Origin of the sequence: Kitasatospora herbaricolor (genome assembly GCF_030813695.1) — a bacterium.
GTDB lineage: Bacteria > Actinomycetota > Actinomycetes > Streptomycetales > Streptomycetaceae > Kitasatospora > Kitasatospora herbaricolor.
Window position 1 is genome coordinate 6490770 of record NZ_JAUSVA010000002.1, and the last position, 13791, is coordinate 6504560.

9 protein-coding genes are annotated in these 13791 nt (G+C 73.5%); 5 read left to right on the forward strand and 4 right to left on the reverse strand.

The annotated features are described in order from the left end of the window. Positions 1-18: 18 nt before the first annotated feature. Positions 19-1638, reverse strand: a complete 1620-nt coding sequence (locus tag J2S46_RS28535) for a PucR family transcriptional regulator (protein ID WP_229912684.1) — start codon at positions 1636-1638, stop codon at positions 19-21. Between the two features lie 172 nt (positions 1639-1810). On the opposite strand from J2S46_RS28535, the gene J2S46_RS28540 reads away from it, so the two are divergent. The 5 genes from J2S46_RS28540 to J2S46_RS28560 all read left to right on the forward strand — a co-directional run bounded on the left by J2S46_RS28540 (position 1811) and on the right by J2S46_RS28560 (position 8435). Next, a complete protein-coding gene (locus J2S46_RS28540) occupies positions 1811-2407 on the forward strand; it encodes a PadR family transcriptional regulator (protein WP_191289896.1) in 597 nt (198 codons plus the stop codon). Further along, positions 2404-3627: an FAD-dependent oxidoreductase gene (locus J2S46_RS28545; RefSeq protein ID WP_191289895.1), complete on the forward strand. Its 1224-nt coding sequence runs from the start codon at positions 2404-2406 to the stop codon at positions 3625-3627. Before J2S46_RS28540 ends, J2S46_RS28545 begins: the two co-directional genes overlap by 4 nt. A 178-nt stretch (positions 3628-3805) precedes the next feature. Continuing rightward, positions 3806-5434: an L-glutamate gamma-semialdehyde dehydrogenase gene (pruA, locus tag J2S46_RS28550; protein WP_190215345.1), complete on the forward strand. Its 1629-nt coding sequence runs from the start codon at positions 3806-3808 to the stop codon at positions 5432-5434. A gap of 123 nt (positions 5435-5557) precedes the next feature. Continuing rightward, on the forward strand, positions 5558-6487 hold the full coding sequence (locus tag J2S46_RS28555; protein ID WP_073928859.1) for a proline dehydrogenase family protein: 930 nt from the start codon (positions 5558-5560) through the stop codon (positions 6485-6487). Between the two features lie 412 nt (positions 6488-6899). Beyond that, positions 6900-8435 carry a gluzincin family metallopeptidase gene (locus tag J2S46_RS28560; protein ID WP_191289894.1) on the forward strand — a complete coding sequence of 512 codons (1536 nt, stop codon included), beginning with the start codon at positions 6900-6902 and terminating at the stop codon, positions 8433-8435. 402 nt (positions 8436-8837) lie between these two features. On the opposite strand, the gene J2S46_RS28565 is transcribed toward J2S46_RS28560, so the two are convergent. From J2S46_RS28565 to J2S46_RS28575, 3 genes are all read right to left on the reverse strand, one after another. Next, positions 8838-10451, reverse strand: coding sequence for a peptide chain release factor 3 (locus J2S46_RS28565; protein ID WP_229912683.1), 1614 nt, complete (start codon positions 10449-10451; stop codon positions 8838-8840). A gap of 216 nt (positions 10452-10667) precedes the next feature. Beyond that, positions 10668-11867 (reverse strand): TerD family protein, encoded by a 1200-nt coding sequence (locus tag J2S46_RS28570; RefSeq protein ID WP_191289972.1) that lies wholly within the window; start codon positions 11865-11867, stop codon positions 10668-10670. Positions 11868-12105: 238 nt separating this feature from the next. Then, positions 12106-13581, reverse strand: coding sequence for a hypothetical protein (locus tag J2S46_RS28575; protein ID WP_191289892.1), 1476 nt, complete (start codon positions 13579-13581; stop codon positions 12106-12108). Between the last annotated feature and the right edge of the window lie 210 nt (positions 13582-13791).

The window sequence follows — 13791 nt, forward strand, 5'->3', positions numbered from 1 at the left end:
CGGCGTTCCCCGGCGGGCTCAGTCCTCGGCGGGGAGCCGCAGCTGGAGCATCGCCAGCAGCCGCTGCTGGGGCTGGGCCAGGTCGATGCCGGTCAGCTGCTCGGCCCGGCGCACCCGGTAGCGCAGGGTGTTGGGGTGGATGTGCAGCGCCTGGGCCGCCACCCGGACCTCGCCCAGCGCGTCCAGCCAGGCCAGGACGGACTCGGCGAGCCGGGTGCCGTGCCGGCGGTCGTAGTCGGTGAGCGCGGTCAGCCGGGGGTCGCGCAGGCCGGTGCGCTCCTGCAGCAGCGCCAGCACCTCGCTGACCAGGACCTGCGCCTGCACGTCGATCAGTGCCGCGACCTCCAGGTCGACGCCGCCGCGGCGCATCGCGTCCAGGATCCGGTCGGCCTGCGCGCGTGACTCGGGGACGGCGGCCAGGCCGTCCACGGTGCTGCCGATGGCGGCCCGCAGCGGCACCCCGAGGTGGTCCCGGGCCGCCTCCACCACCTCCTGGGCCCAGCCGCGGACGGTGGACATCGGCAGGCCGGCGGGCAGCTCGGGGAGCAGGACGTAGACCCGGGACTCGACCGGGGCGAGCAGCGCCCCGCGATGCCGGGCGGCGGTGTGCACCGAGATAAGGCCGGTCACCTCGGCGCGGGTCAGCTCCAGGTCGGCGCCCTCGGAGGGCGAGCCGGCGGCGTACGCCAGGACGGTGGCCGGCCGGCGCAGGTCCAGGCCGAGGTGGGTGGCGAGGGACTGCGGGCCGGTGGAGCCCTCCAGCAGGCCGGTGAGCAGGGTCTGGGTCAGCCGGACGTCGGCGGAGACCTCCCGGCGCCGGCGCACCAGCTGCGCCGCGGCGACCCGGGCCGCCCCGACCAGGGCCTGTTCGGCCAGCGGGGCGAGCGGCTGGGCGCCCTCCTGGACCCAGATGGTGCCCAGCGGCTGGGCGCCGGCCCGGATGCCGATGGCCAGCCGGCGGCGGATCCCGAGGTCGGGGTGCGGGTCGACCGGGATGACCCCCTCGGAGGCGCGCAGCTGCTGGAAGACGCCCCACTCGCGGAGCTTGGCGAGGTAGGGCTCGGGGCCCTGGCGGCCGAGGATGGACAGCCGCCGCAGGTCGTCCACCTCGTCGGAGTCGGAGGAGCGGGAGTAGGCGAGGACGCGGCTGGAGGTGTCCTCGATGGAGACGATCCCGCCGGTCAGCACGGCGACGGTCTGGGCGAGGGAGAAGAGGTCGCCGGCGCCCGGCCCTTCGGGGTCGGGGGCGTCCGGGCCCGAGATGATCACCCGGGCGAGCGAGTCCAGGTGCTCCCAGCGGGTCTCCCGGCGGACGGAGAGCAGGGCGACGCCCGCCTCGGTGGCGGCTTCCCGCAGGGCGTCGGCCTGGCCGGGGGCGTCCAGTTTCACGGCGACGGCGGCGGCCCGGGCGCGGCCGGCGGCGCGCAGGGCGGGCAGGGCGGCGCGGCCGCGGGCGCCGATGGCCAGCACGAGCTCGCCGGCGGCGGCGGTCGCCTGGTCCTCGGGGTCGAGGATCGCGACGTCCCGGACGGGGACGTCCAGCCCGGCGGGGGCGGCCTGCAGTTCGACCAGCGGTTCGCCCAGCGACATCAGCAGCTGCCGCAGGGTGATCCCGGTGCCGGGGGCCGGTTCGGTCACCTGGGTCTCCTGAGGGTCCGGTCGGGCGGTGCGGGGGAGGGGCCTTGTCGGATCGGACAATGCCGTAGGCGCGATTTTAGTCCGTCGGGCAGATTCGCAGCCTGGTGCGGCAAAATAGTTGACTCTGACTATTCGATCTCGGATAGTCAATACTGACTAAGGAGAAGGCCGGATGGCGAAGCGGCGCAAGGTGGGCAACCCGCTGGCTCTGGCGGTACTTGCAGAGTTGGTGGCCGAGCCGATGCACCCGTACGAGATGGGCCGCCGGCTCAAGGAGCACGGCAAGGACCGCGACATCAAGTACACCCGCAGCTCCCTCTACATGGTCGTGGAGCAGCTGCGGAAGGCCGGTTTCGTCGCCGAGCAGGAGACCGTACGGGACACCCAGCGCCCCGAGCGCACCGTCTTCGCCCTCACGGAGGACGGCCGGCGCGAGCTCGACGACTGGATGCGCGAACTGGTCGCCGAGCCGCAGCACGAGTACCCGCTCTTCGGGGTGGCCCTGTCGTTGCTCGCGGTGCTCCCGCCGGCCGAGGCGGTGGACCTGCTCGCCCGGCGCCTGGACGCGCTGACCGCGCAGGTCGAGGAGATCCGGGCCCGGGTGGCGACCGCCACCGAGCAGGGCGTTCCGTGGATCTTCCTGATCGAGGACGAGTACCGCCGCGGTGTCCAGGAAGCCGAACAGCGTTTCGTCGCAGGCCTGATCGTGTCACTCAAGGAGCCGGAGTACCTCCGGACCTGGCAGCAATTCTTCGGGAGTCGAACATGACCGGAGTACGGAAGGCAATCGTCGTCGGCGGCGGGATCGCCGGACCGGTGGCAGCCCTGGCGCTGCGCCGGGCGGGAATCGAGGCGACCGTCCACGAGGCGTACGGGACCACGGCCGACGGCGTCGGCGGCGCTTTCATGCTGGCGCCGAACGGCCTGGCCGCGCTGCGGATCATCGGCCTGGACGAGCAGGTGCAGGCCGTCGGCCAGCCGATCGGGCGGATGAGCATCGACGACCCGCGCGGCCGGCGGCTGGCCGAGTTCGCCGGGGTGCCGGGCCTGGCGCCCAGCCGGCTGCTGTGGCGCACCGAGCTGTACGCCCTGCTGCAGGAGCGGCTGCGCCAGGAGGGCATCCCCGTCAGGTACGGGCAGCGGCTGGTGGGCGCCGACGAGACGCCGGACGGCATCACCGCCCGGTTCGCCGACGGTTCCACCGCCACCGCTGACCTGCTCGTCGGCGCGGACGGCGTCCGCTCCACCGTGCGCACCCTGATCGACCCCGCCGCGCCCGGTCCGCGCAACGTCGGGCTGGTCGGCTTCGGCGGTTTCAGCGACCACGTCCCGGCCGGGCGGCCCGAGCACGACGTGATGCACTTCGCCAACGGCCGCCGGGCCTTCTTCGGCTGGTGGACGGTGCCCGAGGGCGGCAGCGCCTGGTTCAGCAACCTCCCGCACAAGGAGCTGATGACCCCGGCCCAGGCCCGCGAGGTGCCGGCCGCCGAGTGGCTGGAGCGGCTGCGCGAGCAGCACGCCGGTGACGTGCCTGCCGAGGACGTGCTGCGCCGGGCCCGCCCCGACACGGTGGTCAACGTCGGCTCGATGCACATCCTGCCGAAGGTGCCGCGCTGGTACCGGAGCCGGATGGTGCTGGTCGGGGACTCGGTGCACGCGCCGTCCCCCAGCTCCGGCCAGGGCGCCTCGCTCGCGGTGGAGAGCGCCGTCCAGCTCGCCCGCTGCCTGCGCGACCTGCCCGCACTGCCGGACGCCTTCGCCGCCTACGAGGCGCTGCGCCGGGACCGGGTGGAGAAGATCATCGCCCAGGCCGAGAGGACCAACAACGAGAAGGCGGCCGGGCCGGTCGCCCGGACGATGACGAGGCTGCTGGCGCCGGTCGCGCTGCGCACCTTCCTCACACCGGAGAAGATGTTCGGCCCGGTGCACCGCTACTCCGTCGACTGGGACGCGCCCGTCACTCCGGCGGGTGCGACCACCGCCGGGTGACGGGCGATCGGGTGACGGGTGCCGGGGCCGGGCGTCCTTCGTCCGATCGGACAACGCCGTACGGATGACTTGGGCCGCCAGGCCAATCAAGTCGGGTCCCGCGGCGGCATACCTTTCGGACCAGGCCGATGCGCGACCCGCACCGGCGTCCCCCATGACCCGAAGGAGAGCGCGCGCCATGGATGCTGTGACCCAGGTCCCCGCGCCGGTGAACGAGCCGGTCCACAGCTACGCCCCCGGCAGCCCGGAACGGGCCCGCCTGGAGGCCAAGCTGAAGGAGCTGGGCGGCCAGGAGCCGGTCCAGCTGACCATGACGATCAACGGTGAGCGCCGGATGGGTGGCGGCGCCGAGATCCACGTCGTCCAGCCGCACAACCACGCGGCACGGCTCGGCACCCTGCGCAACGCGACCCGCGAGGACGCGCAGGACGCCGTCGACACCGCACTCGCCGCGGCCCCGGCCTGGCAGGCGCTCTCCTTCGACTCCCGCGCCGCGATCTTCCTCAAGGCCGCGGACCTGCTGGCCGGCCCCTGGCGCGAGACGCTGGCCGCCGCCACCATGCTCGGCCAGTCGAAGACCGCCCAGCAGGCCGAGATCGACACCCCCTGCGAGCTGGTCGACTTCCTGCGGTTCAACGTGCACTTCGCCCGGCAGATCCTGGCCGAGCAGCCGGTCTCCTCGGACGGCGTGTGGAACCGCAGCGACCACCGCCCGCTGGAGGGCTTCGTCTACGCGATCACCCCGTTCAACTTCACCGCCATCGCCGGCAACCTGCCGACCGCGCCGGCGCTGATGGGCAACGTGGTGCTCTGGAAGCCGTCCCCGACCCAGCAGTTCTCCGCGCACCTGCTGATGCAGCTGCTGGAGGAGGCGGGCCTGCCCAAGGGCGTCATCAACATGGTCACCGGCGACGGCCTGGCCGTCTCCGAGGTCGCCCTCAAGCACCCCGCGCTGGCCGGCATCCACTTCACCGGCTCCACCGCGACCTTCCAGCACCTGTGGCGCGAGGTCGGCAACAACATCGCCGGCTACCGCACCTACCCGCGGATCGTCGGCGAGACCGGCGGCAAGGACTTCCTGGTCGCCCACCCGTCTGCGCACCCGGACGTGCTGCGCACCGCGATGACCCGCGGCGCCTTCGAGTTCCAGGGCCAGAAGTGTTCCGCGCTCTCCCGCGCGTACGTCCCGGCCTCCCTCTGGGCCGGCCTGAAGGACGAGTTCCGCGCCGAGGTCGAGGGTCTGACCATGGGCGACGTCACCGACCTGTCGAACTTCATGAGCGCCGTGATCGACGAGCGCGCGTTCGCCAAGAACAAGGCCGCCATCGACCGCGCCCAGGCCGACCCCTCGGTCGAGGTGCTGGCCGGCGGTACGTACGACGACTCGGTGGGCTGGTTCGTCCGTCCGACCGTGCTGGTCTGCTCGGACCCGGCCGCCGAGTACTTCCGCGACGAGTACTTCGGCCCGATCCTCGCCGTGCACGTCTACGAGGACGAGAAGTACGACGAGATGCTCGCCCAGATGGAGTCCGCCTCCCCGTACGGCCTGACCGGCGCGATCATCGCCCAGGACCGCGCGGCCGCCCAGGACGCCATGCACAAGCTGCGGTTCGCGGCCGGCAACTTCTACATCAACGACAAGCCGACCGGCGCCGTGGTCGGCCAGCAGCCCTTCGGCGGCGGCCGGGCCTCCGGCACCAACGACAAGGCCGGCGCCAAGCAGAACCTCACGCGGTGGACCTCGACCCGCTCGGTCAAGGAGACCTTCGTCCCGCCGACGGACTACCGCTACCCGCACATGGGCTGACACCCCCCCAAGACGAGGGGCGCCTCTCCCCCGTGCCGCCCCTCACCCGGGGCGGCGGCCCAACCCCCCTGGCCGCCGTCCCGGCCCCCCGACACCGCTGAAGAACCAGTTCCAGGAGTACCGATGCTCCGTTCCGCCCTCCTCGCCGCCTCCCGCTCCCCGCAGGTGCGCACCGTCGTCGAGAAGTTCCCCCCGACCCACGCGATCGTCGAGCGCTTCGTCGCCGGCGAGCTGCTCGACGACGCGGTCACCGCCTGCGACGACCTGGTGGCCACCGGCCGCACGGTCACCCTGGACCACCTCGGCGAGGACACCAAGGACGCGGCCCAGGCCGCCGGCACCGCCGAGGCGTACGAGCACCTGCTGACCGCCCTCAAGGACACCGGCCTGGCGGCCGGCGCCGAGGTCTCGGTCAAGCTCTCGGCGGTCGGCCAGTTCCTGCCGGTCGACGGCGAGAAGATCGCGCTGGAGAACGCCCGCCGGATCTGCGCGGCGGCCGCCGACGCCGGCACCACGGTCACCCTGGACATGGAGGACCACACCACCACGGACTCCACCCTGTCGATCGCCCGCGAGCTGCGCGCCGACTACCCGTGGCTCGGCGTCGTCCTGCAGGCCTACCTGCGGCGCACCGAGGAGGACTGCCGGGAGTTCGCGGCCGAGGGTTCGCGGGTGCGGCTCTGCAAGGGCGCCTACAAGGAGCCCGAGTCGGTCGCCTTCCAGGGCAAGCGCGAGGTCGACCTCGCGTACGTCCGCGCACTGAAGGTCCTGATGGCCGGCCAGGGCTACCCGATGGTGGCCTCGCACGACCCCAACATGATCAAGATCGCCGGCCAGCTGGCCGAGTGGAACGGCCGCAAGCGCGACAGCTTCGAGTACCAGATGCTCTACGGCATCCGCCCGGAGGAGCAGCTGCGGCTGGCCGCCGAGGGCAACACCATGCGGGTCTACCTCCCGTACGGCCAGGAGTGGTACGGCTACTTCATGCGCCGGCTGGCCGAGCGCCCGGCCAACCTGACCTTCTTCCTGCGTGCGATGGCCACCCGGGGCTGACCCCCCGGCCTGAGTGGCGGCTCAGAGGAACGGTCCAGCTCGAACCCGAACGGGGCGGGCAGGGCCGGCGATGGCCCGAACGGGACGAGATGCACTTCGGTGCACTCGTCCCGTTGCGGTTTTCCGAAGACGCCGACCTGCGACGTGTCGCGGTCGACCAGCAGGGACAGGGGGATCCCGGCGCGGGCGTAGCAGCGCCGATTGGCCGTAGCACTCGTGATGCCCCTCCTCCGGGTGCGAGTCACGCCACGCCGGGCAGTGCGGCCGACCGGCCGTGGGCGATCCGACGCACTCGATCGGAGGAGTCGGAGGACGGCTGCCGACGCCGCCCGCAGCCTGCCGGTTTTCCGTTGGTGGTTCGTTGTTGACCCCGTGCTAAGAATGCGTGTTCGTTTTCTCACGGGGGAGTCCCATGTCGTATCCGCCTCAGCCGGGCCAGGCCCAGTCGCCGCCGTACGGTCCGCCCCAGCAGTCCTACGGCTATCCGCAGCCGCAGCCGCAGCAGCAGCCGTACGGCCGACCGGGCGCCCCGCAGCCGCCGTTCGGCCAGCCACCGCAGCCGTACGGCGTACCGCAGCCGCCGCAGCCGTACGGCCAGCCGCCGCCGGAACGGCCGCGCAGGCGTGGGCCGAAGGCGGTCCTGATCGTGCTGGGGACGGTCCTCGGGCTGATCGCGCTCGGGGCGGGGTTCGTGGTCTACCACATCTCCACCCGCCCGGGCCCGGTGGACCTCAGCGGGGAGAACAACCCGTACGAGAAGCTCGCCGCGGGGATGACCTCGGCACTGGCGGCGAAGGACGAAGAGGCGTTCGTCAAGCCGTTCAAGAGTGACGACTTGAAGGCGAAGCAGCGCAAGGTCTTCCGCAACCTCGTCAAGATCCCTTGGGAGCAGGCCCGTTGGGAGCCGCAGTTCGCCGCTCCGCTGAACGGTGACATGTGGGTCACCTTCGTGCACCAGATCAAGGGCGTCGACAGCAAGCCGGTCGGCGAGACGTACAACTGGCGGGTCGAGCCGGGCGTCGGCGCGCCGGTGGTCACCGAGGTCGGCGGCACGAAGGGCCTGACGGGAAAGACCTCCGACAACAACTTCTACCCCGGCCCGTGGGACGTCTACGAGGACCTGGCGGTCGAGACCCGCGAGCACCTGGTGGTGGTCTCGGACAAGAGCCAGACCGCCGAACTCCAGCGCGACGCCGACATCCTGGCGCAGGCGGCCAAGGACGACCTGGACGCGTGGAAGAAGTCCGGCCCGCGGCCCGCCGCCGGCCGGGAGACCGCGCGGGGCTACTTCATCGTGCTGGAGAAGCAGCGCGAGGTCTACAACCGGCTGTACCGGGGCGACGGGCGGGAGAACGACAGCCTGGAGGCCGGCGTCAACATGCCGATCCCGGTGCACGATCCGCTCTCGACCTCCAAGGACAAGGAGTCCGGCGGCTCCCGGATCGTCATGGACACCTCGCTGAGCCGCTTCACCGGCCCCGACTGGAAGAACGGCGTCGCCGAGATCGGCCGGCACGAGATGGGCCACGCCACCGTCGAACTGCTCAGCACCGAGACCGTCCTGGTCCAGGGCCTCCAGGACACCCGGATGTGGGTCGTCGAGGGCTTCGCCGAATACCTGGCCTTCCGCGGCAAGGAGGACCTCCTCAAGGCGGACGCGAAGGCCACCCTCCAGGGGTACCGCTTCGGTGGCACGCTCCCGGAGAGCCTGGGCTTCTACGCGGACGTGGCGAAGGACCGGTCCGCGAACTACTCGCTGAGCGCCCTCGCCGTCCAGTACCTGGCCCAGAAGTACGGCGAGGACAAGGCGTTCGCCTTCGTGGCGGCCCACTACGCCGACCCGAAGGCGTACGAGCAGCAGATCACCACGGCCACCGGGCTGCCGCTGAAGCAGTTCCAGTCCGACTGGGCGGCCTGGGTGCGGTCCTACGTCCCCGGCGTTCGCTGACCTGATCGCCCGGTCCGCCGGCCTGCCGGTACAGGTCGAGTGCCCTGCCGCCCTGGCCCGTTGCCGCCTCGCCGTCAAGATGCCGACCGCCGTACGGCCGCTGCCCCTGCTCGAAGCCGCCGACTGTGAGCGGGCCTTCCGCCCGCTCGGCGCGGAACGCCGCTGCGCGCCCTGTCGGCAGCGGGCCGCGGCCGCGTCGGCCGGGGCGGGCGGGTCGGCTGGCGGGAGCGGCTGGCGGGAGCGGCTGGCCGCGGTCGCGGCGCAGTGAAGCCGTCGGTCCGGGCCGGACGGCGGCAGCTCGCGGAGCGGCCGCCGGGGCGCTCCGGGTCACCGCACGCGACCGCCCCCGTCCGGGGCCGGACGGGGGCGGTCAGGGCGTGCGCGGCGTGCCGGGCGCGGAGCCTAGTCGGCGGTGGCGATCAGCGGCTGGAGCAGGATGTCGGGCTTGGCGCGCTGGAAGGCGCTCAGGTGCCACTTGTCGGCGAACAGGGCCAGCAGGGCGTTGTCCGAGCGGCGGACGAGCACCTCGGCGTCGGTCAGCCGGGCCTTGGCCAGCTCCGCGGCGCCCTCGGGGTCGGTGACCCGGGCCAGCTTGTAGGAGAGCCGGTCGAGGGTGATCGGGGAGGAGAACTCGTGCTCCATCCGGTGCAGCACCACGTCGAACTGCATCGGGCCGACGGCCGCCATCACCGGGGCCTGGTCACCGCGGCGGTCCGAGACCAGCACCTGGACCACGCCCTCCTCGTCCAGCTGGGAGACACCCTTGCGGAACTGCTTGGAGCGGCTGATGTCCTTCGGCCGGGCCACCGCGAAGTACTCCGGGGCGAAGGCGGGCAGGGCCGGGAACTCCGCCTTCTTGCCGGTGTACAGGGTGTCGCCGACCCGCAGGGCGCTGGCGTTGATCAGGCCCACCACGTCGCCCGGGTAGGCGGTGTCGACCACGGTGCGCTCGGCGCCGAAGACGGTCTGCGCGTACTTGGTGGCGAAGGAGCGGCCGCTGGCCGCGCGGGTGACGTTCATGCCGCGCTCGAAGACGCCGGAGCAGACCCGGACGAAGGCCATCCGGTCGCGGTGCGCCGGGTCCATGTTGGCCTGGATCTTGAACACCAGGCCCGAGAACTCCTCGGTGACCTCGCGGCTGCCGCCCTTGGCCAGCGGCCGGGCGGCGGGGGAGGGGGCGAGGTCGACGACGGCGTCCAGCAGCAGCTTCACGCCGATGTTGCTCAGCGCCGAGCCGAAGAAGACCGGGCTGATCTTGCCGGCCTCGAAGGCCTCCTGGTCGTACCCGGGGCCGGAGGAGAGAGCCAGCTCCAGCTCCTCCAGCGCGGTCTCCCAGGCCTCGCCCTCGCGCTCGGTGGCCTGCTCGGCGGTCAGCACCTCCTCCAGGGCGGCGTGGGTGCCGCCGGGCACCTTGGTGTAGCGGAGCATCTGCTCGGTGTCCGAGGCCTGGACCAGCCCGCGCAGGTCCCCGGCGCCGCCGACCGGCCAGACCACCGGCACCGGGGTGATGCCCAGGTGGGTCTCGATGTCCTCCAGCAGGGTGAGCGCCTCGCGGCCTCGGCGGTCCCACTTGTTGATGAAGGTGATCACCGGGACGCCGCGGTGGCGGCAGACCGCGAACAGCTTGCGGGTCTGCTCCTCCAGGCCCTTGGCCGCGTCGACCAGCATGATCGCGCAGTCGACGGCCGCCAGCACCCGGTAGGTGTCCTCGGAGAAGTCGGCGTGGCCGGGGGTGTCGACCAGGTTCATCACGTGGCCGCGGTAGCCGAACTGCAGGGCGGCCGAGGTGACCGAGATGCCGCGCTCGCGCTCCAGCTCCATCCAGTCGCTGGTCACGCCCTTGCGGGCGCCCTGGCCGTGCACCGCACCGGCCGAGGTGATCGCCCGCGCGTGCAGGGCGAGGGCCTCGGTGGTGGTGGACTTGCCGGCGTCGGGGTGGCTGATGACGGCGAAGGTGCGCCGGCGCCCGGCCTCGTTGACGATCTGGACGACCGGGACGGACTGCTCGTTGCTCACGTGACTTTTCCTCGGGTGCGGGGACGGCATCAGGCCGGGTGGACGCCTCTCCGCACCTGCTGAGCCGGGCCTCTGGTCCGCAGGCTCAAGGGGTGATTCTAGTCGGCCGGACGGCCCAACCTCGAACCGCCCGGTCAAGTGCCCGTGGAGGGCGGCCCGGACGCGACGGTGCCCGGTGCCCCGCCGCGCCGGGCGGGGCACCGGGCACCTGGTGGTTCAGAGCATCGCGGAGGCGGGCTTGACCATGGCGCGGGCGGTCTTGGCGTCCACGTACTCGCCGATCGCCGTCATCACCCACTCGCCGGAGAACTGGCGGACCAGCTTGCACATCACCACGCCCGTGTGCGGCTCCGAGCTGGTCAGGTCGAACCGCACCAGCTCCTGGCCGCTGCCGGCGTCCAGCAGCCGGCAGTAGGCGTTCTTCACGTCGGTGAACTTCTGGCCGGAGAAGGAGTTGACCACGAAGACCAGGCCGACCGCCTCGGGCGGCAGCCCGTCCAGGTGGACGGTGATCGACTCGTCGTCGCCGGTCCCCTCGCCGGTGAGGTTGTCGCCGGAGTGCGCGATCGCGCCGTTGAAGATCGACAGCTTCATGAACCAGGCGGTCTCGATCTTGTTCCGCTGGGCGTCGAAGGCGATGCAGGAGGCGTCCAGGTCGACGTTGCGCCCGCCCCGGGCGGGCTCCCAGCCCAGGCCCATCCGGACCGAGGACAGGAACGGCTTGCCGTTCTTCTCCAGCGAGACCGACCCGCCCTTGACCAGGTTCACCCGGCCCTTGTCCAGCGTGACCTTGGTGAAGGAGGGCGCGGTGGCCGGCGCCGGGGGCGCGGCTGGGGGCGTGTTCGGCATCGGCGGGGCCTGCGTGGCCGGCGCCTGCGCGGGCGGCGGCGGGGTCTGCGCGGCCCGGGCCGCCGGGGCCGGCTCCTCCTCGACCGAGACGCCGAAGTCGGTGGCGATGCCCGCCAGGCCGTTGGCGTAGCCCTGGCCGACGGCGCGGACCTTCCAGGCGCCGCCGCGCTGGTAGACCTCGACCACGACCAGCGCGGTCTCGCGGTCGAGCCGCGGCGGGGTGAAGGTGACCAGCACGGCGCCGGTGTCGGCGTCCCGCACGGTCGCGGTCGGCTCGATGCCGGCGAAGGTCGTGCCCGCCTCGTCGGGGCTGGCCGTCACCACGATCTTGGTGATGCCGGCCGGGACGGCACGGGTGTCGATGGTGATCGCGTCCGCCGCGCCGCCGCTCGCCGGTCTGTGCGAGACACCCGGGCCGTTCGGGGCGTTGAAGAAGACGAAGTCCGCGTCCGAGCGGACCTTCCCGGCGTCGGTCAGCAGCAGACCCGAGACGTCCAGCGCCTTGGGTGCGGTCACCTCGACGGTCACCCGCGCGGCGGTCAGCGGCGCGTTGCCGCCTTGGGTCAGGACCGTGGTCACGGGATCCTCCTGGGATGCGTTTGGGAGGCCGGCGCGGCCGACGCGCCGACGGGATCCACAGTAACGAACGCGTGTGGCAAAGTGACCGGCCGACGGGCCGGGTTCTGTCGGATCGTCGGACCGGACGGCACGCCGTCGCCGGTACCGCTCAGGGCGGGCCGGCGACGTGGCGGGACGGAGCCCGGGACTGCCGCCCGGCCGCCTCGGAACGGTGGTTGAGGCGGAGTCAGCGCCCGGGGACGAGGGACGGGCGGGCGGCGGGCGCCGAGGGCGCACCCGGAGCGACCGGACCGGCGGGCACGGCCTCGAAGGCGCCGATGGCGGCCACCGCGCGCGGGTCCAGGATGCCGAAGGCGGAGGCCGTCCAGGTCTCGGCCTTCGCCCTGCCAGGTCCGGCGGCGGGCAGCACGCCCCGCACCCCGAAGGTGTACTGCCCGGGCGGGACGTCCACCCCGACGGGGGAGGCGAAGCGGTAGACCCGGGCGCCGTGCTCCTGGGAGGTGGTCATCACGGCACCCGCCAGGTTGGTCCACGCCGTGGTGCCGTGCACGACCTCGGCCGGGCTGAGCCGGAACTCGGCCTGGAGCGCGGTCAGCGGCTCGGTCACGGTGAGGCCGAGCAGGTGGCGGGTGCCGTCCTGGCCGAGCGAGCGGACGCTGGCCGCGCCGGTGAGCGCGAGGTCGGGAGCCTGGGCGTCGGCGGGGTTCTGAGCGGTCGGGTCCTGAGCGGTCGGGTTCTGGCCGGTCGCGTGCTGCGCGGTCGAGTACTGGCCGGCGGCGTGCGGGCCGACCGGGAAGCGGTCGGCGGGGAAGGGGTCGGCCGGGTTCTGGCCGGGCGCGTACGGGTGCGCCGCGTGCGGCCGGGCCGCGCCCTGGGCGGGTGCGGTCGCCGAGGGCGTACCCGGCCCCGCGGGGCGTGCGGGTGCCGGCACGGCAGCCCCGGGCCGGGGCACGAACTGCTGCGGCACGGACTGCTGCGACACGGACTGCCCGGGCACGGACAGCGGGGCGGCCGGCCCCGTCACGGCGGACTGCGTCATGGCCGGCGGTACCGCGGGCGGGGACTGGACCAGCGGCGGCCCGAACGGGCGCGCCCCGATGCCGGGGGGCCCGAACTGCGGGCCGACCGGGCCGGGGCTCGCGGTCGACTGCAGCAGGCACTCCGCTTCCGTCAGGCCGCCCGGCGGCCGCAGGCCCTCCGGGGTGGGGCCGGCGCTCGGCGGTGGTACCGGTGCGGGCGCGGAGGGGGCGGCCGCCGTGGCGGAGGGCGCGGCCGTGGCGGTGGGCGCCGGCGTGGGCGCCTGGCCGGCGAGCGGCGGCGGGGTGGTCCGTTCGGCGTTTCGCGAGCCGGGCGTGCCCGTGCCGGGCCCGATCGCCCGGACGGAGGGTTCGGCGCCGGCGGCCGGGGAGTGCCCGGCGTCGGAGTGGGCCCGGGAGTCGCCGTCGGTACCGGGAGCCGGCGGCGGGGTGGCCCCGACCGTGGCGAAGCCGGCCCGCCGCCCCACGGCCTGCTGCTCGTTCAGCAGCCAGGTGGTGGCGATGCTGAGCCCGACCACGGTGGACATCGCCATCGCGGCGCCGGAGAAACGCAGGGTGGGCAGGCGCAGGCGGCCGCCGAAGGGCTTGGGACGGCTGTGCCGGCCCTGCGGCGCAGGCCGCTCGTCCGGGCGAGGTGCCGCCTCGGGGTCCTTACGGAGAGCCACCGGACTCCCTTCCCTCCGTGTGCCGCCCGCCGCGATCCGCGACGGGCCCCGGGGCCGGACCCGTGAGGAAGCAACGGGCTCGCGGCCGTGCCCGCGCGGGCCGGAGGCACGAGAGTACCAGCGGCGGAGGGGATCGTCGCCGGACCGCGCGCGAAGCCGGCCGTCGGACGGACCGTCCTCGCACGCAGAACAGTTGACGGACCGTCGGAC

Coding starts and splice junctions, on each gene's coding strand:
- J2S46_RS28540 (WP_191289896.1), top strand. CDS start 1,811: ATGGCGAAGCGGCGCAAGGTGGGCAACCCGCTGGCTCTGGCGGTACTT.
- J2S46_RS28545 (WP_191289895.1), top strand. CDS start 2,404: ATGACCGGAGTACGGAAGGCAATCGTCGTCGGCGGCGGGATCGCCGGA.
- pruA (WP_190215345.1), top strand. CDS start 3,806: ATGGATGCTGTGACCCAGGTCCCCGCGCCGGTGAACGAGCCGGTCCAC.
- J2S46_RS28555 (WP_073928859.1), top strand. CDS start 5,558: ATGCTCCGTTCCGCCCTCCTCGCCGCCTCCCGCTCCCCGCAGGTGCGC.
- J2S46_RS28560 (WP_191289894.1), top strand. CDS start 6,900: ATGTCGTATCCGCCTCAGCCGGGCCAGGCCCAGTCGCCGCCGTACGGT.